This is a genomic window from Caproiciproducens sp. CPB-2 (assembly GCF_036287215.1).
Taxonomy (GTDB): Bacteria; Bacillota; Clostridia; order Oscillospirales; family Acutalibacteraceae; genus Caproiciproducens.
This window is the reverse complement of sequence record NZ_CP142860.1, coordinates 2341150-2365146: the sequence shown is the minus strand read 5'-3', so window position 1 is coordinate 2365146 and position 23997 is coordinate 2341150. Positions and strand designations below refer to the sequence as shown.

Below are 23997 nucleotides of genomic sequence, written 5' to 3'. Positions count from 1 at the left end.
AAAAATCACCACCGCACTTTCACCACTGAATTCGCACTCGATCAGGAGGATTTGCAGAATGAAAAAATTGACAGCCAAAGTTCTTTCTCTCGTACTTTCATCCGCGCTGGTTATCAGCAGCTTTGCAACCGTCGCTGCCACGGCGGCTGCAAAGTCAATGACCGGCGTAATCAGCGGTACCAATCAAGACGCAATTTATCTTGTCAACGGCGGTACGGCAAATACCGCAGACCTTACGGATTTTCTGCTGGACAGCGGCAGCGATTTCCGCTTTGAAACCGCGGACCATCAGGCGGTCAGCGACGAGAAGATCAGTGCCATCGCCCATGTTTCCGGCGACAGCCTTGTTTCGTTAAAGGTGGACAGTTCCACCGATGCGGCGACTCTCAAGCTGAAGAGCAGCTCGGTTTCCGGTAAAGAAGTGATTTCCGTTCTTTATGAGGGCAGCTACACCGACGAAGACGGAAATGATTATACGGTGAAAGCAAGAAACAACCTTACCGTATATGTCTATGACAAGGAGCAGATCGTCTTCGGCGAATACGACTCAGGCTTCGCAGCCAAAGAGCCCGGCACCGGTTTCTCTGATTTCGAAACCTTTGCCCAAACCGCCAATTATACAAAAACTTTAGGGATTTATAAAGCGAAACCAAGCTCCGATTCCGCGCTGGCTGTTTACGAGGCTGCCGACTTAACCACGGCAACCGCCGGCATCACGGATAAAAACGCCTACAGCTTCAGCATGACGGGCAGTGACGTACATGTTTCGGTCGCAGATACGACTTCGGGATTCACCCAGTCCCCGGTTGCTGTCGCAGGAAGAAATTTGTCTGCTGAAACGCACCTGTACACACAGGATGCCAATACCTCGAACGTAAGCATCACGGTGAAGAAGCTGGTTTCGGACGGTTCCACCTACAAGGCATCCAGCAGCTCCGGCGACTCTTACACCCTGAAAACAAAGATTGAAAAGAAAACCGATGCGGCGACCTTATTGCCCGGCAGCAAGGTTTTTACCATCAAGAGAACGGACGGAAAAACAATGCTGACCGGCGACGCAAATCCCGGGACAGGCAATGTTACAGACAGCGAAGTAGTATTCCCGCAGGGCACCACACGCGTGAGTGTCGGGGAGAGCACCAATGTTAAGAAAATTTCCGGCTATGTCGGGGATCTCCAGATCGGCGGCGGGAAAGTCGGTTCCGTCGATATCAAAAGCGGCACCGTCGAGGTTACGGACGGCACCGTCGGCGACGTCAAAACGAGCGGGGCACCGTTCACGACCGACGGAGACGCAGTTCTTGTAAGCGGCGGTAAAGTTGGAAATATCGACGTTACGGAGGAAACTCTGGATTCGGACAGCAACGTGACCGTAAACGCGGGAACAACCGGAACCATCCATGCCGACGGTACGGTTACCGTCAGCGCGAATGATTCGGACACCCCGGTTGTTACGGGTAAGATTACCGCACAGGATATCTTGATGTTCTCTAAGGAATCCAAAATCACCTGTGCAGGCGTTCAATCGGGCGCGGACGGTTCCATCACATTGTCCGGGGACAACACCAACGTGAATGCCATCGACCTCGATTTCCGCGAGACAACGGTGTATGTCGGCGACGACAGACAAGCCTTCACCGGAAAAATCCCCGCTCCCTCCAACGCGAAAAACGGAATGCTCTATACCCAGAATGAGGACACAAGCGCAACCGTCAGCGGCTCCGTTACGGTTGACACCATTTCCCTGGATTCCGATACCGTCCTGACGTTTGACGGGATGGTCACGGCGGATACGATTGAAGGGGACGGCACCATGAGGATTGCTGCCGGAGACCTTTATGTTACCGGCAGTGTCTATAATGTCACCCTGAAGCTGACCGACAAGACCTTTGCGGCGGGCACCACCGTCTTTAAAGCCGCTTCGGATACCGTCGACGCGGATGATTTCAATACCTTTGGATTCACACTCGAGAAAACGACGGGCACGGCGATCGATACTTTTAAAATTGCGTCCCTTTCCTTTGCCGGTCTTGCAATCAATAAGGAATCTTCCAGCATTGCCAAGGGCTATTCCGAGACATTCACCGCAGCGGCCTATCCGGCCGGAACCTCCCTTCCCGCCGGGGCCAGAGTGGTCTGGGAGCTTGACGGGGGCAGCAGCGACGTCTTTGAACTCACTTCCTCCGGCGCTTCCGCAACCGTAACGGTAAACAGCATCGACCCGGTTTTCGCGTCGGAAAACAAAACGACTCTGACCGCAGTCCTGTATGACGAGGACGGCTATGAGATGGATGACTATGGTACGGCCAGATGCGATATTACCGCCGTTGCCACTCCGACCGCGGTTTCCGACACAAACGCCGCCCTCTCGGTCAAGAAGGGTTCCGGCTATGTTATGAAAGTGACCGCTTCGGCAACACCTTCCGTTACAGCCGGTACAAGCGGCGTATTCACAGTGGCGCCGGTTTCCCAGAACGGCAATGAATACCTCTACAGGCTTTCCGCAGTCGGCTCCGTCGGCTCCGCGACAGGGATCTACCTGAACGGGAATAAAATCTTTGTCGCGACGGTAAAAGGGATTGCTTTCACAAGCGATACCACAATGGATGTATCCGTGAATGGTTCTTACACCTTTAGGATTACCTCAGCGGCGGCTCCGACCGTTACGGTAGGCTCCCCCTCGTTCCGGCTCTCCTATGTTTCCAAATCCGGGAATGATTATTTCTATAAGATTACCTCCGCCGGTGCGGCAGGCTCGGCAGCCGGAATCTATGTAAACGGCACGAGAATTTTTGTAGCTACCGTAAAGGGGACTTCTTTCACGAGCGATACGACGATGGATTTGACCGTGCATGGTTCCTATACCTTCAGGGTTACCTCGGCAGCGGCTCCGTCCGTTACCGTCGGGTCCCCTGTCTTCAGCCTTGCTTATGCCGGCAAATCCGGGAATGATTATTTCTACAAAATCACCTCCAACGGCGCGGCAGGTTCGGCAGCCGGGATTTATGTAAACGGTACAAGAATTTTTGTTGCCGCGGTGGGATAAGGATTTCCCTGATGTATTCATCAGAATAAAATCGGTCTTATTGCGAGGCATCGGTTCAGAGTAAACATGAGCCGATGCTTCTTTAAATTGATGCATATTGCATTTTATTGCAATTCCATTTCAGCTTGTGAGATAAAACACGTTCCTCCTCCCGCCGAAGGCAGGGGGAGGAACACAATCTTGTCGCAGAATCAACTGAAAATGCTGTAATTGACTTTTTCTATATTTTATATTAAAATAATAACATTAACAAAGTCATGAAGGCTTTTAAAATCTTCACTTATATTATTAGCACACAACCATGAAGGGATGCCGTACGAAACGGCTCTTTTCATGGTGTTTTTATTTAGGAGGATAGTAAAGATTTGTTTGCTCCAATGATAACTTGTTAAGGAGACTACCATGAAAAAAACAACGACAGTAAATCTGACCGGAACGGCGCTCTGTATCGCGCTCGGAATTCTGCTTCCCACCTTTTTCCATATGATCGGCGCCGGACCGACCTTTTTACCGATGCATATTCCTGTTTTACTTTGCGGATTCATTTTCGGGTGGCCGTATGGAGCGGTATGCGGATTCATTGTACCGCTTTTCTCTTCTGTTCTGACTGGAATGCCCCCCATTTTCCCGACGGCTGCGGCCATGATGCTTGAGCTTTGCGCTTACGGCGCACTGACCGGATTCTTTTATCAAAAGCTCCGCTGGAATGTCTACCCCGCGCTTATTTGCGCAATGCTTGGCGGACGGATTGTATCCGGTCTGGCAAATGCTGTGTTTATGAACATGGCAGGCAAGGCTTACGGCTTTGCCGCATTCCTTTCAGCTTCCTTTGTGGTGGCACTGCCGGGAATGATTATCCAAATGATTCTGATTCCGATTTTTATCCTGGCTTTGGAGAAGGCTAAAATGATACAAAGGGAAAGAGCGTAAAAGATGGGCGAATATTTAAATCAACGAAACGAAATAAAACAGTTCTTTGACGGATGCGCAGAAAATTGGGACACTCATTGTACGTTCAACAAAGAAAAAATTGCGTCGATCGTCACCTTGTCGGGAATAAAGGCCGGGTCGCGGGTGGTGGATATCGCCTGCGGGACCGGCGTATTGTTCCCCGAAATCCTTTTACGCAACCCTGCTTCTGTCTTGGGTATCGACTTGTCGGACGAGATGATATCCAGGGCGCGAAGCAAATTTGCTGATTCCCGTTTGCGGCTGCTTGCCTCGGACTTGTTTGACGTACATGAGACCGGCTTTGACACAGCCCTGATATTCAGCGCTTATCCCCATTTTCCCGATAAACCAAAGCTTGCGGAGCATCTGGCAGGTATGTTGAGGCTGGACGGAAGATTCGTCATTGCTCACAGCGAGGGGAGAAGCTCCATCAATCATTGTCATTCGGGTGATACAGTGAGCCGGATTTCGTGGCCTTTGCGTCCTGCAAAAGAAGAAGCCGAAGCATTTCTCCGTTATTTTCATGTGGATATGTTAATCGACACCCCGGAAATTTACCTCATTTCCGGCACAAAAAGATCAGATCCGAAGGAGTAGGGCATGCACGGACTTCCGGCTGCACTTATCGGATATTTCACGAAAACAGAGCCAAAGCGCACCACAATCGCGTGTGTGCTTTGGCTCTGTTTCACTGTACTGCGAAAACTCCCGGCCAATAAAAATGCACCCTCAAGTCAGACGGCAAAATATGCCGGGCTTTAGGGTGCATTTCATCTTCAGGACCGAAGGACGATCAGGGCTGTTTCTCAATCGTAAAGAGGCAGAAAGAATCGTTCATCATCCGTATGCTTTCTTTCAGCCGGTCCTTCACTACGACGCTTTTGCTCCCGGTAACGGACAGGCCGGTTAACGAGTGATCGCTGATCCAGTTATTATGCTGTTCGTCAACATAATACTCAGTCAGCTGATATGTTCCTTCCTTCAGACCGAAAATCTCCAGGTCATAGTCATTGATCTGTGCTCCGGGATTGGCGGTCAAAATCCGGACAGCCCCCTGACGATCCAAGGTTGCTACGCAGTTGTCATTGACGTAACCTTCAATCAGAAGTTCCCTGTCTCCAAGCATATGGAGCATTTTCATCACGTGTCCGCTCGGGGTCGGAACATACTGATTCTGATCATTCAGGACAAACATCGTGCGCCCAAGCTGCTGATTCGGATTGTGGAAGGAGCACCATGGGAACATCTTGAGATTTTTGCAATAGGAGCCTAAAATCATTCCGGCGATCTCTCCGCTGGCATTTTGAAGGTTATTCGGTCTTCCCGCGTCGCCCACTCCGGTTCTTAATCCATATTCCGTCATCAGAAGCGGCAGATCGGGCAGGTTCAGTTCTTTGATCTTCGCTTCATGACGGACATAGAATTGAAGAATCCTTCCGGGATTGGTATGATATTCATGCATGGAATAAAAGTCGATTTTACGGTCCTTATCCTTTGCAAGGATCTCTAAAAATTCGTCCCAGTATTTCCAGTTTGTAATCCCCGCGGACATCCCGAAACCGCCGACCAGCAGCGGTATCTCATAGGAGTGTTCTGCATTCAGTTCCTCAATCGCCTGATAGGCTCTCTTGTACAGATTATAAAACTCCGGCATGGTCAGTTCGCCGAAATTTGGGATTTCAACTTCGTTACAGCACTCAATATAGACGATATTCGGACACAGGGCTTTATAGTGCTCGACTACTTTCTTAAATACCTCCTCGTATTGATCAAACGAAACAAGGCCGTCGGTCACCTCCCGCTCATATCTGCGGATGTTTAAAAGGACCGTGTCCGCACAGACCGCGTGAGACGTCAGATATTCTTCAGCATGAACTCCAAGAGGGGAAGGGACGGTCAGAGGCCAGTCGTAGTGATAATGATTCGGGTCGTCCTGATAGCGGTTTTCCCCAATCAGATAATCCCAGTGATAGGTATTATCCCGATAGTCCCATACCTCATCCAATGTAACGAACAGGCGAATGATCTCCGGCCGTCCGATATACGCCTCCATTGCCTCCGGAAAACGTTTATCCGGGGTGTACCTTAACGTGGTGTTATGGTACTTTTCGACGTGCGGCCACTCTCTCATGACTCTGGTTGCGTCCACCTTGATTTCCATATTTTTCTCCTTTTACATAAAATTTGATTTTATTACAGCATTTCCCGTTGATTCTGCAACAAGGTTGCGTTCCTCCCCCGCCGAAGGCGGGGGAGGAACGTGTTTTGTCCCGCAAACTGAGATGGAATTGCTGTAAATAGTATAGAATAGTAAAAATTCAGCCGGCCTATGCGTTTTCGATATGGAATAGGAACCGGATACCAGTGCTTGAACGTGATGATTTGAAAGGCAGACTTTTAACCAATTTTCAAAGCTATTATAGCATGGATAGAATAAAATTTCACTAATATATAAAACAAAATTCTATTTTATATGCTGTACGAATTCAACAAAATAAATCCGTTGCCTTCCTGTCCGGGAGGTATGGGCGGGGAGAGGGTAAGCTTCCGGGCACAGCATCCGATGGCCGGAAAAAAGAAATGTGCATAGAGGGAACTATGTTCGAATTCAGGCAGAAAATACCGAGTGGCGAAGAAACAAAAAATCCAAATAAAAAATAAAGTTTCATAAATGCATCCCGTAAAAACTGATTTTACAGGATTGATTTTAAAAATTGGATTTATTTAAACTGAAATCTGTGGAAAACGACCAATGGACAAAATAAAATTTTGTTTCAATTCATAATGGAATTCTGTTTCATAAGTGTTATAATAGATGCGAAGGGCGGTTCCCGATCCGATTTTCAATTACATAGTTGTAGGGAGGAAAACATATGGAAGCAAAGACCTTAGCACAGGAAATTCTGGAATGTCTTGGAGGAGCGGCAAACATCGCAGAACTGGAAAACTGTATGACCAGACTGAGGGTACAGGTTCGGGACGCCGACAAAGTGAAAAAGGATGCTCTGTTGAAGATCAAGGGAGTGATGGGGGTCGTCGGGACGCCCGAAGAGCCTCAGGTCATTCTCGGTCCGGGCATGGCGGACAAAATCTGTACAGAGCTGAAACAGACGGACGGGCTGAATTATTCGGAAGCGAAACAGGACGGAGCACTGATGCACAAGAAAAAGTCAAAAGGCATTTTTGAATTTTTCTCCAACGTATTCGTACCGCTCGTTTCGATCTTCGCCGGAGCCGGTCTGCTTTACGGTATCAGGCAGATTTTCGTGCTTGTGTTTACCCTTACGGGTACGGCTGCCTTTAACCCGGCCGCGGTCGCGGACGGCGGCTCCGTATTCATGGCGGCGCTGACGGTTCTGTGCTCCACGTTCTTTACGTATCTGAACATTGCGGTTGGCTGCCAGGCGGCAAAAGTCATGGGCGGCAATCCGTATCTCGGCCTGATCGCCGGCGGCATCGTCACAAACGTAGGGAATCTTGCGGGCGTTTCGATGGGCTTTTTCGGCCTTACCTTTACCAACGGCAAGGGCGGTACGCTTGCGGCGCTCGCGGCCGGCGCTTTGATTGCCGTTGTGGAAAAATGGATCAAGGATCACTGCCCGGATTCCCTGAAAATCCACCTGCCTTCTCTCGGGGCGATTCTGGTCGTCGGTCTTGCTACGCTGTTCATCATCCAGCCGGTATGCGGCGTTCTGACAACCGGCATCACCAATGTGCTGCTGTGGCTGGTAAACAACGCGGGACCGCTTGGCGGCGCGGTGATTGCCTTCACGTTCCTGCCGCTGGTTATGACGGGTATGCATCAGGGCCTTACTCCCATCCATCTTTCCCTGATCCAGCAGCTTGGCTACACACCTATTTACGCCTTCGACTCCATGGCGGGCGGCGGACAGGTGGGCGCGGCCATTGCCCTGTTCTTTAAATACCGGAAGAACAAAAGCCTGCGGACTGCCGTAAAGGGCGGTCTTCCCGCCGGAATCCTCGGCATCGGTGAACCGCTGATTTTCGGCGTCAGCCTTCCGCTGGGCCGCGTATTCTTTACGGCCTGCGCCGGCGCCGCTCTGGGCGGGGCTCTCCTCGGATTCTTCCCCCACTCGGGCGCCGTTACCGTCAGCGTTTCCGGCATCCTCGGCGTTCTTGTCAACACCAATCCATTGGCGTACCTGGCCGCCTATGCTCTTTCCATCGCCGGAGGCTTCCTGTTTACCTGGTCTGTCGGCGCGAAAAAAGAGGCGCTTGACGCATTCGGCGGAGATCTGTAAAGCCGGAACTGAAAATATTTTGTGGCCCAATGCCGGAACGGGGGCCTTCGGGAGACTCTCTTTTCCGGCAGCGGGCTTTCCCGGCAAGCCACTGAAGTTACAGTCAACAACCTGATATAATATTGAATTGAATTTAGAAAGGATTTTGCAAACATGAGTTTTATGTTCAAACCCCTGGCCTATGATGACCACACCGCAATCAACCGTCCCGACATCCCGGCATCCGTCCGGGAGGATATTGTTTTCGGTACCGTGCAGTCCGCGAAGTGTATTGCTGAAAAGGCCGTTTCCCTGCTGGAAAGCGGAAAATCGGGGTGTGTCGTGGCTGTGGACGGTTACGCCTCCGCCAAATTCAGCGACCTTTCGGGTGCGCTGTCACAGGCCGTACGGCAGCGCGGCTGCCGGGTGGTCCTGCGCACCATGGACGAGGTTTACAAACCGGTCGAGGAACTGGACGCCATGGTGGCGGAGTGCCTTCCCCTGAATTACGGGGAAGACCCCGTTCTGCTGTTCGGCAAACTGTACGAGGGAAGCTTCTCCGATTTCATCGACAGGGGAAAGGCAGAAAAACTGCTGGAGGAAATGCGGAATCTTCCCGAGAAAACGCTGATGATTTTTACCGGGTACGGCAGTACATCAGAGACCTTTTCGGCTCTGACGGACCTGAAGGTCTATATTGATGTAACCCCGAAAACCGCCGCCGTCCGGGCACGCGAGGGGAAGCTGATCAACGTTGGGGACAAAACCCCAGGGCCGTTTGCGGAACTGATGCGCCGCAATTATTTCGTGGATTTTGAAATTATCCTGAAAAACCGCAAACGTCTGCTGACGCAGAATGAAATCGATTTTTACATCTGCGGCGACCATGACGAGGATTTTGTGCTGATGAGCGGTCAGGACCTCGAAACGATCCTGACGAGCCTTGCCCGCTATCCGTTCCGTACCAAGCCCGTCTATCTTGAGGGCATCTGGGGCGGCGAATTTATCCGCAAGGTCAGACGGCTGCCTTCCGAATACAAAAATATCGCCTGGGTATTCGACATGATCCCGATGGAGGTCAGCATCGTAGTCGACGCGGACGGCCGCGAAGTCGAGTTCCCGTTCTTTACCTTCATCCAGAAATGCCCCCTGCCGATCATGGGCGAAAAATGCACCGAACGGTTCGGCGGCTATTTCCCCATCCGGTTTAATTACGACGATACCTACCACAGCAGCGGCAACATGTCCGTTCAGGTACATCCCTACGAATCGGTCTGTAAGGAATATTATAATGAAAAGGGCAGCCAGGACGAGGCCTACTACGTCATTGCCACCGGTCACGGGGCGAAAACATACCTCGGCTTCAACGAAGATGCCGACCCCGCCGAATTTGTCGCGCTGGCGAAACAGTCCGAAAAGGATGGCAGCGACCTGGACTATGCCAAATATGTCAGCCACATCGACTCCGTTCCCGGCCGTCAGGTCATGATCCCCGGCGGAACCATCCACGCCTCCGGCCGCAACCAGCTGATTCTGGAGCTCGGTTCGCTCACCATCGGTTCCTATACCTATAAAATGTACGATTACAACCGGCGAGATGCCGAAGGCAGCCTCCGCCCGATTCACAGCGCGATGGGCGAGAAGGTGCTTCGTACCGAACGCACCTCGGATTGGGTACGCGAAAACATCGCCATTGAGCCGATTCCCGACGGGGAAGGCGACGGGTGGAAACAATATATTGTAGGGAAAACCGATTTGATGTATTATCAGACCAAGCAGCTTTATCTTGAAAAAAAGGCGGAATTCTCCAACAACGGCCAGTTTACCGTTCTCACTCTGGTGGACGGCGAGGAAGTGAAGGTCTATTCCAAATCCAATCCGGAGTTCTGCTACCGGCAGAAATTCCTGGATATCGTTGTGGTTCCGGCGTCCATCACCGATTATGTGATTGAAAATATGGGCTACCAGCCGGCTGTTGTCCACAAGACCATGCTCAGAACCGATGACTGAAGCATTCAGAAAGGAACGGAAAATCATGAGGGAAGACTTTATCCGCGAACCGAAGGGAATACAGAAATGGTGGGAAGACTGCGGGCTTTCCGGCCAGAACGTTGTCTGGCGCCAGAAAAAAATCAGCGAGCTGAAGGGCATTTACAAAAATGAGGATGCTCTGGCGGCGTTCGGCGACCGGCTTGCCTACCGCGTCGCGAATCAGAATTTCCACCGCACCGACTACGTCAAGGGTAATCTGCAGTGGGGCATTACTTATCTGGAAGCTTACTGCGTCGACGGGGAATACAGCATGACGCACGGGCATTTTCACATTGACCGCGACTGCGACGAATATTACTACGGCCTGCAGGGCGAAGGTTTTCTGCTGTTCTGGGACGGCGCGGACGAGTTTTACGCGGAAAAGGTTTTTCCGGGCTCGCTGCACTACATCAGCGGCAAGTACGCCCACCGCATCATCAATTCCGGCGAAGGTGTTCTGGCCGTGGCCGCGTGCAGCCTGCCCGCCACCAAGCAGGACCACGCCGTCATTGAACAGAAGCCGTTTCCTTTCCGCTGCTATAAGCGCAACGGAGAAATCCGGTGGGTCGGGGAGGGCTGAAAAATGGAACCGATTCTTCCCATTCCCGGTTACTGCGTCAGTGTCTGGGGCGGCAACCGTCTGACAGATATTCGGGGCATCACGCCGCCCGAAGGGCAGCAGTATGGAATCTGCCGGGAGGTGAGCGCCTACCGGAACACGACAAGCAAAATTCTCAGCGGCGAATATGCCGGCAAAACCCTTCACGAACTGATCGGCCTCCGGCACGGGGAGCTGCTGGGCGGGGACCCCGCCGACCAGCTGGTGCGTGTGGCCTACATTGACGCACGGGAGGATCTTTCCATTCAGGTCCATCCCGCTGAAGAGTATGCGCGCCGCGTGGAAAACGATTATGAAAAGTCGGAATCATGGTATGTTCTGGACTGCGACGAAGGCGCCTATGTGGTGGCCGGGACGACGATAACGGACAAAGAGCAGCTGCGCAAAGCCGCCGACGACGGCACCGTCGAGCAGTATATCCGCAAAGTGCCGGTGAAAAAGGGAGACTTCGTCATGATTCCCGCCGGGATGCTGCACGCCTGCGGCAAAAACATGCTGGCGCTGGAAGCGGGCAGCTTTGGCGGCATCACCTACCGCCTGTACGACTATGGGCGCGGCAGAGAGCTGCATCTGGAAAAGGGGTTTGACGTGCTTGACCCGGCCCTGCAGCCTGAGGTGCAGCACTTCGAGCCGGGAAGCAGACCGGCCGCCGGCGCCAGCGTGCGGGAAGCGATCCGCCACCCTTGCTTCTGCGTGGATATCGTGGATGTCGCGGACGAATGGGAGCCGGAAAACAACGGCATCTGCCTGTCGCTTACCGCCGTGGAAGGGAACGCCGTCGTGGAAACCGCCGAAGGGCGGTATCAGATGAATCATACCCACACCATTCTTCTTCCGGCGGACCGGAAACCCTGTAAAGTGAAAGGCAACTGCAGAATCCTGTGCTGCTGGCACCCGTTCTGAGAATATCAAAAAGACCGGCCCCGTTCGGGGCCGGCCGTATTCTCCGCAAACAGGACTACTCTTTCAGCCTCAGCAGCAGCGAACGGTAATCCGTAAGCATCTTTGCCGGGTCCTCACCGCTCTCGTTCACAAAATTCAGAAACAGGATGTCCACAATAAACAGCTGCGCGTACCGTGAAAAAATAGCCGCCACTTTCGTCACCTGCTCCACGTTCGGAACGAAAAGGCAGATGTCGGCGAGTTCGGAAAGGGTCGTGTGGCCGTACCGGGTAATGGCGATGACTTTGCATCCGTTTTCCTTCGCCCGCTGGACGGCCAGATTTACCTCGCGCGTGATTCCGCTGTAGGAGACGGCTACGACAACATCATCGGGGCCGGCCATGATGGCGTTCTGGGTGCCGAAGTTTCCGTCGATGTTGTAGATACAGCACTTATGCATCTTCATCAGCTTCTGCTGCAAATCCTGTACGATCAGGGAAGATGCCCCGATACCGAAAAAGTAAACCAGTTTGGCGCGGTGGATGATGGACACGGCCTCCCTGAATTTTTCAAGGCGGTTGATGTTCAGCGCTTCCTGACACACGCTGGTGATATTGTGTAGAAAATGCTGGTTGAGATCGTCTTTGTTATTGCCCCACTGAAGAATCTCATTGAAATCGTTTACGGTTTTTACGTCCACGTTGCGCACCAGCTCTATGCGCATTTCGTTAAAGGATTTGTATTCCAGATTGTGGACAAAACGCGTTACGGTGGAAGGGGCCACCCCGGCCGCGCTGGCCAGACCGTATATACTCAGCTTTACGGTCTGCTCGGGATTCTGTGTAATATAATCCGCAATTCTGCGCTCCGCTTTGGTAAACGAATTGTAATATTGACTGATTCGAGTCAGGCAGTTCATAAAGGAAACCTCCGACTGGTCTTTGAATAATTGGACAGCTGGACCACCATTATTGTAACATGTTTTTAACCGGGTGTATACACGGGAATTGTTCTCTAACGGACCTATTTTAAAAAATATTCATGCTGAACAGGTTTCCGCGGGATCATGATAATAGCCGTTTTGTAGGAAAGCGGAAGCCGAAGACATTTTTATCGCAAGAAAGGAAACAGAAACCATGGAAAGGAAAGTATATTCGCCGATCACCGGCCGCGCTGTCCCTGTTACCGAGGTCCCGGACGAAGTTTTTTCCGGGAAAGTGCTGGGAGACGGCGTCGCCGTTTACCCCGAATCGCCGTTCGTGCTGGCGCCGTTCGACGGCGTGATCTCCAATATTGCCAGGACCCTGCACGCCATATGCATCACCGGAGACAACGGAATCGAGCTGCTGGTCCATCTGGGGATAGACACGGTGAAACTGAACGGAAAGGGATTCACCTGCTATGTGGAAGACGGCAGCCGCGTCAGCAGGGGCGACCGGATTATGAAAATGGATCTCAAGCTTTTCAAATCAAACAATTTCCGAATGATTTCCCCTTGTATTATCACCAATCTGGCCGGATTTACAAATCCAAGAATCCGGCTGGGAGAAGTGACCGCAGCGCAGTCGGAGATTATTTCCTGCGAATCCGCAGAGGCCGCCGATGACTGATCTCCGCGCCGTTATTACCGATCTGGACGGCACTCTTCTGAACGACCGCGGCTATGTCCATCCAGACGACCTGAAGACGCTGTCCAAGCTTCGGGAACACGGCGTACGAACGCTGATCGCGACAGGCCGCCATCCCGACCTGTTCCGTTTCTATCTGCCGCGGCTTGGGCCGATGGACGCAGTCGTCGCCTGCAACGGAACCCTGCTGTACGACCCTTCCCGGGATGCCGGAGAAGTCCTGGATCAGTTCACAGCCGGGCAGCTGGAGCGGCTGGATCGCTTTTGCAGGCGTGAAGGGCTGTATTTCAATTACTACACTTCGGCCAGCCCGTATTTCTGCCGGCGTGACCCCAGGCTTTCAGCGGACGGCCGGTCGGTGGAAATGCATAAAAATTTTTTTATCCGCTCCGGTATCCGGTCTTATGAAGAATGGAAAGGCATGCCGGAGGAACCTGTGGTAAAGGCGTCGATTCCGACCCTTTTACCGGAGCAGATGGACAGACTGCGAGGGGAATTCGGCGACCTTACTCTGGAGCTTTACCACAGTCCCTGCTGTGTGGAAATGGAACCTCCGGGCTGCGGCAAAGGGCCGGGCCTGAAGAAAGCCGCGCAGCGACTCCGTTTTTCGCTGGAAAAAACACTGGCAATCGGAGACAGCAGCAATGACATTTCCATGTTTCGCGTGGCGGGCTTTGCCGCGGCGCCCGCGAACGTGTCCCCGGAAGCGGAACCCTACATAGCCTATCGCGGGACCGACAACAATCATGCGCCGATTACGGATATCGTGCGCCATTTCGCGCCGGAGCTGCTACGATAGCGGGGCGGGGACGGCTGGGAAATCATCAAGGAGGAAAAGGAAATGAAAACGTTTGAATATATCGTAACCGCAGAGGAAGGGCTGCACGCACGGCCGGCGGGCCTGCTGGCGCAGGCGGCGAAAAAATGTGTGTCCAAAATCACTATGACGGCGGACGGCAAATCGGCGGACGCCAAACGGCTTTTCGCGATCATGAATCTCGGGGTAAAAAAGGGCGACGGAGTCGTCTTTCAGATTGAAGGCGAGGGCGAAGAAACCGAGAGCAGACAGCTCCGTGATTTTTGCGAAAAGAATCTGTGATTTTACGGCATTTTACACGATCATGCCGTTCGGCCCGTTTGGGAATCCATGGCCCGGCTGACGTCCGAGCAGTAGATTTCCGGATTTTTACCGGTGGGGAAGAGCATAAACAGCAGACAGGTTTTCCGTGTCTGCTGTTTGTACTTTATGAACTTCGTAAAAAAGATTCAGTGTCCAGACCTGTCCACTTTGCGAAAGAAAAATCCAACGGTACATTCAGATGGCTACAGCATTTCCAGTTGATTCTGCAATAAGTTTGCGTTTCTCCCCCGCCGAAGGCGGGAAAGAAACGTGTTTTGTCTCGCAAACTAAAATGGAATTGCTGTAGATAAAAACTGTTGACAAATTAGAAAGCTACCTTTATAATATATGAAGGTAGCTTAATAAAATTCGGACGGCCCGATCTAAGGAGGAAAAACGATGAGCGAGAGCAAATACAGCAGGTTGGTGGAGCAGTTTATGCAAATCCAATGGCTGCTCATCCGGCATCACCACCACAACCATATGGCTTTCGGCCTGACGGGGAATCCATACCGCGGTCAGGGACGGGTGTTGAAATTGCTGAAAATGAAGCCGGAAATCACGCAGAAAGAGCTTTCGGACTTAATGGATATGCGTCCCCAGTCTTTGGGGGACCTGCTGAAAAAACTGGAGCAGAAAGGGTACATCACGCGTACGCCGTCGGAGGATGACAAGAGGGTCATGATTATCCGTTTGACCGAGAAAGGGAGAAACGCTGAAATTCAGGACGATAGGCAGCTTGGGTTTGAAACATTATTCGACTGTCTCTCGGAAGAAGAGCAGACGAAGCTGGGGGAATATCTGGAGCGCATTATAGACGATTGGCGCGGCGACAATGAACAGGAGTTCGGATCCGGGCATTTTGGGCACGATGGTTTCTGGAATCGGCACAGCTAAGAGGACGGCGCATACCACCCGAATCCTGTAAGGAGGTTAGAGAATGGACAATAATGCGATAACCCCTTCGCTTGAGAATTACCTTAAAACGATATACCTCCTGCACAAGGTAGACAGTTCCGTCCGGCTTATCGACATTGCCGAAAGGATGTCTGTGTCGAAACCGAGTGCAAACAGGGCGGTTGCGGAGCTGTCGGAAAAAGGATTTGTGGAACACGAGAAATTCGGTCCCATACGGCTGACCGATCAGGGAATTGCAACAGCGCAAAAACTGCTCGCCAAGTTTGACACAATCAAGCGCTTTTTAATGAATGTACTGAACCTCAGCGAAGCTCTGGCGGTAAGCGAGGCCTGCGTCCTTGAGCATACAATCCAGGATGTGACATTGAATCAAATGGCGGCACTGATATGAATACGCCGAGCCGGGTTGAAATTCCGCCGCATTTTTGCGGCGGCGATCGACACTTCAGAGTGGAAACATGGTATAATCAATTCAAAACATAATGGTCGTTTATCCATGGACGAAGTATTTCAACGATCATACTGGAGTGCCTATGAAGAAAAATCAACAGAATAAGTGGAAACGGGATTTCCTCACCATTGCCGCGGGGCAGACGGTATCGCTCATCGGCAGCGCCGCCGTGCAGTTTTCCCTGATCTGGTGGCTGGCCACGGAAACGGCATCGCCGATCATGATGTCGGTCGCCGGCATGTTCGCTTTTTTGCCGCAGTTTCTTCTCGGTCCCTTTGCGGGCGTTTGGATCGACCGCCTTCATCGAAAAACCGTCATGATAGCGGCGGACCTTTTCACTGGATTGGCAGCCCTTGTTTTCGCCTTCTTTTTCCTGTATGGCAATCCGCCTTACTGGTCGGTCTGCGCGGTACTGGGGATCCGGGCGGTGGGCAACGTGTTTCAAAGTCCGGCTGTTCAGGCCGCAGTACCCATGCTGGTGCCGCAGGAGGAACTGGTGCGCGCCAACGGCTGGAGCCAGTTCCTGCAGTCGGGGGCTTTTCTGCTGGGTCCCGTATTGGGCGCGGCCATGTATGCCGCCCTGCCTCTTTGGATCATATTGCTGTCCGATCTGGCGGGGGCTCTCGTAGCCAGCGCCACGGTATTATTTGTTAAAATACCGGATCCGGAACGAGGGGCAAAGCAAAAACCGCGCTTTTTCCATGAAATGAAGGAAGGCGCGGCGACAATCTGCCGGGACAGGAAGCTGTGTATCGTGACGGCGGCTACCTTCTTTATTCTGGTGTTTTACGCGCCTCTCTCCACCTATTATCCGCTCATGACCAGCGGCTATTTCCGCTCCGACGCCTGGCACGCCGGCATGGTCAACTTTGCTTACGCGGGGGGGATGATGCTCTGCGCTGTATTGTTGGGAAGGTTTGGTATCATCAAAAATAAGTTCCCGGTCATCCATCTGGGGCTTTTTGTCATGGGAATATCCTCGTTACTGTGCGGCCTGTTGCCTGCGGAGATGTTCTGGTTCTGGGTGTTCGCGGCATTGTGCGCGCTGATCGGGGCCGGCACCAACCTGTATAACATCCCTTATATCGCCTATATGCAGGAGACCATCGCCCCGGACAAAATGGGGCGCGCCTTTTCCCTGATCAGCAGCCTCAGTTCATCGACTATGCCTTTGGGGCTGCTCATAGCGGGCCCAATTGCCGAAAAGCGGGGAGTCTCGTTGTGGTTTTTTGTTTCCGGGATCGCAATGCTGCTGCTGACATGCGTCAGCGCCCTGCTCGTCCTTCTAAAAAATCCGGATGAAAGCCGCAATAAAAAATATAATTGACATTAGACGAATAACATGATAATCTAAACACGGTCGTCTATATAGGACGAGAATTTACTGACCGCTTCTATTTTTTAGAGGTTCAGGGCCTACGGACAGCCCGGTCGACTGCCGCCGCGGAGCGATCCGCATTATTGATTGCGTTAAAAGCGCAACTTTTATAAGCTGGCAACTTAATTGCCTGTTGGGTTCATTCGCCCGAAGTGTACTATGGTACACACTTGTAAAACGGTCAATAAGAGTAGTAAAAGTAAGTTCTTTGCTATATAGACTCTGAAACATCAGCACGAAAGCAATCCCTCCTTACGGCATATCCATGTAAAAAGTCGTGGTGTTCCGTGCGGTGCTGTTTATATTGAATTGATTTTATAGGTGTGTCACAGTATACTGTGGCGCACTTATTTTTATCTTTGGAGGAATTATCATGGCGGATAAGCTAAGCCTGTACGGTTTTAATAATCTGACAAAATCGCTCTGTTTCAATATTTATGATATTTGTTATGCCAAAACTCCCCGCGAGCAGCAGGACTATATCAAATACATCAACGAGCAGTACAACTCCGAGCGCCTGACCGCGATCCTTACCCACCTGACGGAAATGATCGGCGCGACGGTGCTGAATATTTCAAAGCAGGACTACGAACCGCAGGGGGCGTCGGTCACCCTTTTAATCGCCGAAGAAAGCATGGTGCAAAACCTCAGCGGCGAAATAGTGGTGGCGCATCTGGATAAAAGCCATGTCAGCGTACACACCTATCCCGAATATCATCCCGGGACCTCGATTGCAACCTTTCGGGTGGATATCGACGTAGCCACCTGCGGGGAGATTACGCCGCTTTCCACTCTCGAGTTTCTCATCAACAGCTTTGACTCGGATATCATCACCATGGATTACCGCGTACGCGGCTTTACCCGCGACGTGGAAGGAAAAAAGCTGTTTACCGACCAGAAAATCAGCTCGATCCAGAATTTCATTACGCCGGAAACGCTGAAAAAATATGATGCCATTGACATCAACGTTTATCAGGCAAATATCTACCACACCAAAATGCTGATCAAGGATATCGTTCTGCAGAACTACCTTTTTAATTCCGATGTTTATGAAATCCCGCCAAAGCTGCGTTTGAACATTACACAGGCACTGCGGCAGGAGATGATCGAGATTTTCAGCGGCGAAAACATTTATCAGGAGGGTGGGGACCGATGAAACAAAATCAGGCTCCCCTTTATGAAGCACTGGAGCGCGTGAGGGACGGCGGTCTTGTACCGTTCGATGTTCCGGGGCATAAGCGGGGCAAGGGCAACCGGGAGCTGACCGAGTTTTTGGGTGAACGCTGCCTTTCCGTCGATGTCAATTCGATGAAGCCTCTGGACAACCTGTGCCATCCCACGGGGGTGCTCCAAGAAGCCGAAGCATTGGCCGCACAGGCCTTTGGCGCGGCACACGCTTTTTTTATGGTGGGCGGTACGACCTCTTCGGTGCAGGCGATGATTCTCTCCCACGTGAAGGCGGGCGAGCGGATTATCCTGCCGCGCAACGTGCACCAGAGCGCAATCAACGCCCTGGTGCTCTGCGGCGCGGTGCCGGTTTATATCAATCCCCAAACCGACAAAAAAATCGGTATCGCACTGGGCATATCGGTCGCCGATGTCAAACAGGCGATCGCGGAGCATCCCGAAGCGAAAGCGATTTTAGTCAACAATCCCACCTACTACGGCATCTGCTCTGATTTAAAGCAAATCACCCGGCTCGCCCACGCGCAGGGGATGAAAGTGCTGGTGGACGAAGCCCACGGTACGCACTTTTATTTTGGTAAGGATATGCCGGTTTCCGCTATGGCGGCGGGCGCGGATATGGCTGCCGTCAGCATGCATAAATCGGGCGGCTCGCTTACGCAAAGCTCGATCCTGCTGTGCGGGGAGCATGTAAACGCCCACTATGTGCGGCAGATGATCAATCTGACCCAAACCACCAGCGCTTCTTACCTGCTGCTTTCCAGCCTGGACATTTCCCGCCGCAACCTCGCTCTGCGCGGGGAAGAGCTGTTTGAAAAGGTCAAGCGCTTTTCGCAGTATGCCCGGGAGGAAATCAACAAGCTGGGTGATTATTACGCCTACGGCAGGGAACTGTGCAACGGCGACAGCGTTTTTGATTTTGACGTCACCAAGCTTTCGGTCAACACCCGTGCTCTGGGTTTGGCGGGCATTGAGGTCTACGATATTCTGCGCGAGGAATATGACATTCAGGTGGAATTCGGCGATTTGGGGAATATCCTTGCCTACATTTCACTGGGGGATAAAAACAAGCATATCGAACGGCTTATCAGTGCCCTGGGTGAAATCCGGCGGCTTTACAAGCGCCCTGTCAGAGAGATGCCCGAGAGCGAATATATCAGCCCCGATGTGGTGCTTTCCCCGCAGGCGGCCTTTTACGGCGATAAGCAGAGCCTTCCGCTCGCACAGTGCGCGGGCAAAATATGTGCCGAATTTGTGATGTGCTATCCGCCGGGAATCCCGATCCTTGGCCCGGGCGAGCGTGTTACCGGGGAAATCATTGCATACATCCGGTATGCAAAAGAAAAGGGCTGCTTGCTTACGGGGCCCGAAAGCATGGATGCAAGCTGCCTGAACGTGCTGAAAGGAGAAGGGTGATGGACGATTTATGGTACAGCGAATATGATACGCCCAACGTGCGCTTTTCGATCAAGGTAAACGCGCAGTTACACAGCGAGCAAAGCGATTATCAGAAAATCGCCGTGTATGACTCCCCCGAGTTCGGGCGCTTTTTGACACTGGACGGCGTGCTGATGCTCACCGAGCGGGACGAGTTTATCTACCATGAGATGATTACTCACGTTCCGATGGCGGTCGGGCCGGATACCAAACGGGTGCTGCTGATTGGCGGGGGAGACGGCGGCGCGGCCAGAGAGCTCGGTAAATATCCCGACATTGAGCGGATCGACGTTGTGGAGATTGATCAGCGCGTGGTGGCCGTCTGCAAACAGTATCTGCCCCGGACCGCCTGCGGGTTTGATAACCCAAAGGTCCGGCTGCATTTTAACGACGGTCTGCGCTTTGTCCGTTCGGCGGAGGAGGAATACGACCTGATCATCGTCGATTCCACCGACCCTTCGGGACCGGGTGAAGTGCTTTTTACTAAAGAGTTTTACGGCAACTGCCTGAAAGCGCTGCGCCGGAACGGGATCATGGTCAACCAGCACGAAAGCCCCTTCTACGGCGAGGATGCCAAAGCCATGAAGGCGGCGCATAAGCGGATTGTTTCGGTTTTTCCGCTGGCGCGTGTCTATCAGGCGCATATCCCCACCTATCCCTCGGGACAGTGGCTGTTCGGCTTCGCCTCCAAGGGGCCGCACCCGCTGAAAGACCTGGATGCGGCACGCTGGAACGCCTTGGGCATTCCGACACGTTACTACAATACCAATCTGCACAGGGGCTCGTTTTATCTGGCAAATTATATCGAGGAGGCACTGAGCGAAAATGAATAGGAATCTGCAATGCTTTTTATCCTGCGAAGCACAGTATGACGAGGCGGATATCGCGCTCTTTGGCGTGCCGTTTGACGGTACGGCCTCCTTTCGCCCCGGCGCACGCTTTGGCCCCGCTGCAATCCGCGGCGAAAGCTTTGGGCTTGAAACCTACTCGCCGTACTGCGGCCGTGACCTTGCCGACTGCCGTATCTTTGACGGCGGCGATTTGGAGCTGCCCTTCGGAAATCCCCGGCGGATGCTCGCGCTGACGCAGGAGTATACCGCGCGGGTGCTGGCGGACGGCAAGCTGCCCGTTATGCTGGGCGGCGAACACTTGATTACCCTTGGTGCGGTACGGGCGGTGCTGGAGCGTTATCCCGGGCTGCATGTCATCCACTTTGACGCGCATACCGACCTGCGCAGCGATTATCTGGGTGAGGAGCTTTCCCACGCCACGGTCATGCGGCAGATCTGGAAGCTGATGGGGGACGGCAGGATCCACCAGTTCGGCATCCGCAGCGGAGAGCGGTACGAATTTGAATTTGCAGGAGCCCATACCGACCTTCATCCGTTCAACCTGCACGATTTTGAGTCGTTTCTTCCCAGTCTGGCGGGAAAACCCGTCTACTTCTCGCTGGATTTGGATGTGCTGGACCCCTCTGTGTTTTGCGGCACGGGCACTCCCGAACCGGGCGGGGTCGGTTTCCAGGAGCTGTTGGATGCCGTCCTGCAGCTGCACCGGCTGAACGTTGTGGGCTGTGATGTGAATGAGCTTTCCCCCCACTACGACCACAGCGGGGCCTCCACAGCCGCCGCCTGTAAAATCGTCAGAGAATTGCTATTACAGCTAAAAGGAGAAATGGAAAATGGGTAAATGTATGATCATCGGCTGCGGAGGTGTGGCGGGCGTTGCCATCCACAAGTGCTGCCAGAACAGCGATGCCTTTGAAGAAATTATGATTGCCAGCCGCACCAAATCCAAATGCGACGCTCTGAAGGATTTGCTGCAGGGCAGTACCAAAACCAAGATCCGCACCGCGCGGGTAGATGCCGACAAGGTGGACGAGCTTGTTGCGCTGATCCGGGACTTTCAGCCCGACGTCGTTTTGAATCTGGCCCTGCCTTATCAGGATTTAAGCATTATGGAGGCGTGCCTTGCCACCAAAACGCACTACATCGATACCGCCAACTACGAACCGCCGGATACCGCTAAATTTGAGTACAAGTGGCAGTGGGATTACCGTGAGCGCTTTCGCGAGGCGGGGATCTGCGCGCTGCTGGGCAGCGGCTTTGACCCCGGCGTAACCGGCGTGTTCTCGGCCTATGCGCTCAAGCACCAATTCGATGAAATCAACGAGATCGATATCCTCGACTGCAACGGCGGGGACCACGGTTATCCCTTTGCCACCAACTTTAACCCCGAAATCAACATCCGCGAGGTATCCGCCAAGGGCAGCTACTGGCAGGACGGAGGCTGGGTGGAAACCGAACCGATGGAGATCAAGCGCCGGTACGACTTTGCGGGAGTAGGGCCCAAGGATATGTACCTGCTGCATCATGAGGAAATCGAAAGCCTTGCCCTCAACATTCCCGGTATCCGCCGCATCCGCTTTTTCATGACCTTTGGCGAAAGCTATCTGACCCACCTGAAGTGTCTGGAAAACGTGGGCATGACCTCCATCAAGCCGATTCTGTACGAGGGGAAAGAGATCGTACCCCTGCAGTTTTTAAAGGCGGTCCTGCCCGACCCTGCCTCGCTTGGCCCGCGCACGGTCGGCAAGACGAACATCGGCTGCATCTTCCAGGGGAAAAAGGACGGCAAGGATAAAACCTACTGCCTCTACAATATCTGCGACCATCAGGAATGCTATCGTGAGGTAGGCTCCCAGGCGATTTCGTATACCACCGGCGTGCCCGCTATGATCGGCGCTATGCTGGTAATGAACGGCACATGGAACAAACCGGGGGTCTGGAATATGGAGGAATTTGACCCCGATCCGTTCATGGACGCACTCAATCAATGGGGGCTGCCCTGGATCGAGGACTTTGCCCCCGTCCTGGTGGAATGATGGATCCCCGTATCTTTGCGCTCCCCACCCCTTGCTATGTGGTGGATGAGGAGCTTCTCATAAAAAATCTGGAAATCCTCCGCGACACCGCCCGGCGGGCCGGCTGCAAAATCCTGCTGGCGCAAAAGGCCTTCTCGATGTTTGCGGTCTATCCGATGATCGGGCAGTATCTTGACGGAACCACTGCGAGCGGGCTTTTTGAAGCAAAACTGGGACACGAAGAAATGGGTGGCGAAACGCATATTTTTTCGGCCGCTTATCTTGAAAATAATTTTGAAGAAATATTAAGAATCTGCGACCACATTATCTTCAATTCTTTTCATCAGTGGGAAAAGTATAAGCGCAAGTCGCTTGCTTCCGGCAAAAGCTTCGGAATCCGGATCAATCCGGATCATTCTACGCAGGAGCACGGTATCTACGACCCTTGTGCGCCCGGTTCGAGGTTGGGGGTAACAATCCAAAACTTTCGCCCCGACCTGCTTGAGGGGATCGAGGGACTGCATTTTCACACTCTGTGCGAGCAAAGCAGCGATGCGTTAATCGAAACACTGGCGGCGGTAGAGGACAAGTTCGGGGCGTTTTTGCCGCGGATGAAATGGGTGAATTTCGGGGGCGGGCACCACATTACCCGCCCGGATTATGACCGGGACGCGCTGATTGCCTGTATCCGGCGCTTTCAGGAAAAATACGGCGCCGAGGTTTATCTTGAGCCGGGGGAAGCGGTGGCGCTGAACGCGGGCTTTCTGGTAACCAGTGTGCTTGATATTGTAAAAAACGGTGTCGAAACAGCCCTGCTGGATGCTTCGGCGGCGTGCCATATGCCCGATGTGATCGAAATGCCCTACCGTCCGCCCCTTTACGAAAGCGGAAAAGCCGGCGAAAAAGCATACACCTACCGTCTTGCGGGGGCTACCTGTCTGGCGGGAGACGTCATTGGAGATTACTCCTTCGACCAACCCTTAAAGCCGGGAGACCGCCTTGCCTTTTGCGACATGGCGATCTATTCGATGGTAAAAAACAATACTTTTAACGGGATCTGCCTGCCATCCATCGCACTGCGCAGGCAAACCGGCGAACTGACGGTGATCAGGAGCTTCGGGTACGCCGATTTCAAAAACAGGTTGTCTTAATAACGCTTTGTCTGCAATCCGGGCCGCTCCCGAAGGAGGACTGGATTCTCCCGGCTCGCACCGGCTGTTTCTGCTTACCGATCGCTTCGCCATAGA

General features: G+C 52.8%; 21 protein-coding genes. 19 read left to right on the top strand and 2 right to left on the bottom strand.

The window, feature by feature from the left end; all coding sequences use genetic code 11:
* Window positions 1-58 precede the first annotated feature (58 nt).
* The 3 genes from VXK30_RS11785 to VXK30_RS11775 all read left to right on the top strand — a co-directional run bounded on the left by VXK30_RS11785 (window position 59) and on the right by VXK30_RS11775 (window position 4594).
* Window positions 59-3046, top strand: a complete 2988-nt coding sequence (locus VXK30_RS11785) for a hypothetical protein (protein ID WP_275713817.1) — start codon at window positions 59-61, stop codon at window positions 3044-3046.
* Between the two features lie 402 nt (window positions 3047-3448).
* Window positions 3449-3976: an ECF transporter S component gene (locus tag VXK30_RS11780; RefSeq protein WP_275713816.1), complete on the top strand. Its 528-nt coding sequence runs from the start codon at window positions 3449-3451 to the stop codon at window positions 3974-3976.
* A 3-nt stretch (window positions 3977-3979) separates the two neighbouring features.
* The gene (locus VXK30_RS11775; RefSeq protein WP_275713815.1) at window positions 3980-4594 is read left to right on the top strand and encodes a class I SAM-dependent methyltransferase; all 615 of its coding nucleotides are present in this window, start codon (window positions 3980-3982) and stop codon (window positions 4592-4594) included.
* A gap of 196 nt (window positions 4595-4790) precedes the next feature.
* On the opposite strand, the gene VXK30_RS11770 is transcribed toward VXK30_RS11775, so the two are convergent.
* Complete coding sequence (locus VXK30_RS11770; RefSeq protein ID WP_275713814.1) at window positions 4791-6158, bottom strand: hypothetical protein; 1368 nt, start codon at window positions 6156-6158, stop codon at window positions 4791-4793.
* A gap of 712 nt (window positions 6159-6870) precedes the next feature.
* Here VXK30_RS11770 and VXK30_RS11765 point away from each other — a divergent pair.
* From VXK30_RS11765 to VXK30_RS11750, 4 genes are all read left to right on the top strand, one after another.
* Window positions 6871-8259, top strand: a complete 1389-nt coding sequence (locus VXK30_RS11765; RefSeq protein WP_275713813.1) for a PTS transporter subunit EIIC — start codon at window positions 6871-6873, stop codon at window positions 8257-8259.
* Window positions 8260-8412: 153 nt separating this feature from the next.
* On the top strand, window positions 8413-10248 hold the full coding sequence (locus VXK30_RS11760) for a class I mannose-6-phosphate isomerase (RefSeq protein ID WP_275713812.1): 1836 nt from the start codon (window positions 8413-8415) through the stop codon (window positions 10246-10248).
* 25 nt (window positions 10249-10273) lie between these two features.
* Entirely contained in the window at window positions 10274-10849 is a 576-nt protein-coding gene (locus VXK30_RS11755; RefSeq protein ID WP_275713811.1) for a glucose-6-phosphate isomerase family protein, read from the top strand.
* Window positions 10850-10852: 3 nt separating this feature from the next.
* A complete protein-coding gene (locus tag VXK30_RS11750) occupies window positions 10853-11791 on the top strand; it encodes a class I mannose-6-phosphate isomerase (protein WP_275713810.1) in 939 nt (312 codons plus the stop codon).
* 55 nt (window positions 11792-11846) lie between these two features.
* Here the strand turns inward: VXK30_RS11750 and VXK30_RS11745 are convergent, their stop codons facing one another.
* The gene (locus VXK30_RS11745) at window positions 11847-12689 is read right to left on the bottom strand and encodes a MurR/RpiR family transcriptional regulator (protein ID WP_275713809.1); all 843 of its coding nucleotides are present in this window, start codon (window positions 12687-12689) and stop codon (window positions 11847-11849) included.
* Between the two features lie 217 nt (window positions 12690-12906).
* Here VXK30_RS11745 and VXK30_RS11740 point away from each other — a divergent pair, with 217 nt between their 5' ends.
* The 12 genes from VXK30_RS11740 (at window position 12907) to nspC (ending at window position 23901) form a co-directional block, all read left to right on the top strand.
* On the top strand, window positions 12907-13380 hold the full coding sequence (locus tag VXK30_RS11740; protein ID WP_275713808.1) for a PTS sugar transporter subunit IIA: 474 nt from the start codon (window positions 12907-12909) through the stop codon (window positions 13378-13380).
* A complete protein-coding gene (locus tag VXK30_RS11735; protein WP_275713807.1) occupies window positions 13373-14197 on the top strand; it encodes an HAD family hydrolase in 825 nt (274 codons plus the stop codon). The genes VXK30_RS11740 and VXK30_RS11735 overlap by 8 nt, the downstream gene beginning before the upstream one ends.
* A gap of 42 nt (window positions 14198-14239) precedes the next feature.
* On the top strand, window positions 14240-14497 hold the full coding sequence (locus VXK30_RS11730) for an HPr family phosphocarrier protein (RefSeq protein WP_275713806.1): 258 nt from the start codon (window positions 14240-14242) through the stop codon (window positions 14495-14497).
* Between the two features lie 420 nt (window positions 14498-14917).
* Window positions 14918-15415 carry a MarR family winged helix-turn-helix transcriptional regulator gene (locus tag VXK30_RS11725; RefSeq protein ID WP_275713805.1) on the top strand — a complete coding sequence of 166 codons (498 nt, stop codon included), beginning with the start codon at window positions 14918-14920 and terminating at the stop codon, window positions 15413-15415.
* Between the two features lie 43 nt (window positions 15416-15458).
* A complete protein-coding gene (locus tag VXK30_RS11720) occupies window positions 15459-15827 on the top strand; it encodes a metal-dependent transcriptional regulator (protein ID WP_275713804.1) in 369 nt (122 codons plus the stop codon).
* A 142-nt stretch (window positions 15828-15969) separates the two neighbouring features.
* The gene (locus VXK30_RS11715) at window positions 15970-17214 is read left to right on the top strand and encodes an MFS transporter (protein ID WP_275713803.1); all 1245 of its coding nucleotides are present in this window, start codon (window positions 15970-15972) and stop codon (window positions 17212-17214) included.
* A 424-nt stretch (window positions 17215-17638) separates the two neighbouring features.
* Window positions 17639-18421 (top strand): adenosylmethionine decarboxylase, encoded by a 783-nt coding sequence (gene speD, locus VXK30_RS11710; protein ID WP_275713802.1) that lies wholly within the window; start codon window positions 17639-17641, stop codon window positions 18419-18421.
* Entirely contained in the window at window positions 18418-19866 is a 1449-nt protein-coding gene (locus VXK30_RS11705; protein WP_275713801.1) for an aminotransferase class I/II-fold pyridoxal phosphate-dependent enzyme, read from the top strand. Before speD ends, VXK30_RS11705 begins: the two co-directional genes overlap by 4 nt.
* Window positions 19866-20720 (top strand): polyamine aminopropyltransferase, encoded by an 855-nt coding sequence (gene speE / locus VXK30_RS11700; protein ID WP_275713800.1) that lies wholly within the window; start codon window positions 19866-19868, stop codon window positions 20718-20720. Before VXK30_RS11705 ends, speE begins: the two co-directional genes overlap by 1 nt.
* Window positions 20713-21576, top strand: a complete 864-nt coding sequence (gene speB / locus VXK30_RS11695; protein WP_275713799.1) for an agmatinase — start codon at window positions 20713-20715, stop codon at window positions 21574-21576. The genes speE and speB overlap by 8 nt, the downstream gene beginning before the upstream one ends.
* Window positions 21569-22771: a saccharopine dehydrogenase family protein gene (locus VXK30_RS11690; RefSeq protein WP_275713798.1), complete on the top strand. Its 1203-nt coding sequence runs from the start codon at window positions 21569-21571 to the stop codon at window positions 22769-22771. Before speB ends, VXK30_RS11690 begins: the two co-directional genes overlap by 8 nt.
* Window positions 22768-23901 (top strand): carboxynorspermidine decarboxylase, encoded by a 1134-nt coding sequence (nspC, locus tag VXK30_RS11685; RefSeq protein ID WP_442877867.1) that lies wholly within the window; start codon window positions 22768-22770, stop codon window positions 23899-23901. The genes VXK30_RS11690 and nspC overlap by 4 nt, the downstream gene beginning before the upstream one ends.
* Window positions 23902-23997 lie beyond the last annotated feature (96 nt).

Excerpts from the sequence above, each read along its gene's own strand:
- speD (WP_275713802.1), top strand. The coding sequence starts at position 17,639 with ATGGCGGATAAGCTAAGCCTGTACGGTTTTAATAATCTGACAAAATCG.
- VXK30_RS11775 (WP_275713815.1), top strand. The coding sequence starts at position 3,980 with ATGGGCGAATATTTAAATCAACGAAACGAAATAAAACAGTTCTTTGAC.
- VXK30_RS11735 (WP_275713807.1), top strand. The coding sequence starts at position 13,373 with ATGACTGATCTCCGCGCCGTTATTACCGATCTGGACGGCACTCTTCTG.
- VXK30_RS11785 (WP_275713817.1), top strand. The coding sequence starts at position 59 with ATGAAAAAATTGACAGCCAAAGTTCTTTCTCTCGTACTTTCATCCGCG.
- VXK30_RS11730 (WP_275713806.1), top strand. The coding sequence starts at position 14,240 with ATGAAAACGTTTGAATATATCGTAACCGCAGAGGAAGGGCTGCACGCA.
- speB (WP_275713799.1), top strand. The coding sequence starts at position 20,713 with ATGAATAGGAATCTGCAATGCTTTTTATCCTGCGAAGCACAGTATGAC.
- VXK30_RS11720 (WP_275713804.1), top strand. The coding sequence starts at position 15,459 with ATGGACAATAATGCGATAACCCCTTCGCTTGAGAATTACCTTAAAACG.
- VXK30_RS11760 (WP_275713812.1), top strand. The coding sequence starts at position 8,413 with ATGAGTTTTATGTTCAAACCCCTGGCCTATGATGACCACACCGCAATC.
- VXK30_RS11770 (WP_275713814.1), bottom strand. The coding sequence starts at position 6,158 with ATGGAAATCAAGGTGGACGCAACCAGAGTCATGAGAGAGTGGCCGCAC.
- VXK30_RS11725 (WP_275713805.1), top strand. The coding sequence starts at position 14,918 with ATGAGCGAGAGCAAATACAGCAGGTTGGTGGAGCAGTTTATGCAAATC.
- VXK30_RS11755 (WP_275713811.1), top strand. The coding sequence starts at position 10,274 with ATGAGGGAAGACTTTATCCGCGAACCGAAGGGAATACAGAAATGGTGG.
- VXK30_RS11750 (WP_275713810.1), top strand. The coding sequence starts at position 10,853 with ATGGAACCGATTCTTCCCATTCCCGGTTACTGCGTCAGTGTCTGGGGC.
- nspC (WP_442877867.1), top strand. The coding sequence starts at position 22,768 with ATGATGGATCCCCGTATCTTTGCGCTCCCCACCCCTTGCTATGTGGTG.
- VXK30_RS11780 (WP_275713816.1), top strand. The coding sequence starts at position 3,449 with ATGAAAAAAACAACGACAGTAAATCTGACCGGAACGGCGCTCTGTATC.
- VXK30_RS11740 (WP_275713808.1), top strand. The coding sequence starts at position 12,907 with ATGGAAAGGAAAGTATATTCGCCGATCACCGGCCGCGCTGTCCCTGTT.
- VXK30_RS11745 (WP_275713809.1), bottom strand. The coding sequence starts at position 12,689 with ATGAACTGCCTGACTCGAATCAGTCAATATTACAATTCGTTTACCAAA.
- VXK30_RS11705 (WP_275713801.1), top strand. The coding sequence starts at position 18,418 with ATGAAACAAAATCAGGCTCCCCTTTATGAAGCACTGGAGCGCGTGAGG.
- VXK30_RS11765 (WP_275713813.1), top strand. The coding sequence starts at position 6,871 with ATGGAAGCAAAGACCTTAGCACAGGAAATTCTGGAATGTCTTGGAGGA.
- speE (WP_275713800.1), top strand. The coding sequence starts at position 19,866 with ATGGACGATTTATGGTACAGCGAATATGATACGCCCAACGTGCGCTTT.
- VXK30_RS11715 (WP_275713803.1), top strand. The coding sequence starts at position 15,970 with ATGAAGAAAAATCAACAGAATAAGTGGAAACGGGATTTCCTCACCATT.
- VXK30_RS11690 (WP_275713798.1), top strand. The coding sequence starts at position 21,569 with ATGGGTAAATGTATGATCATCGGCTGCGGAGGTGTGGCGGGCGTTGCC.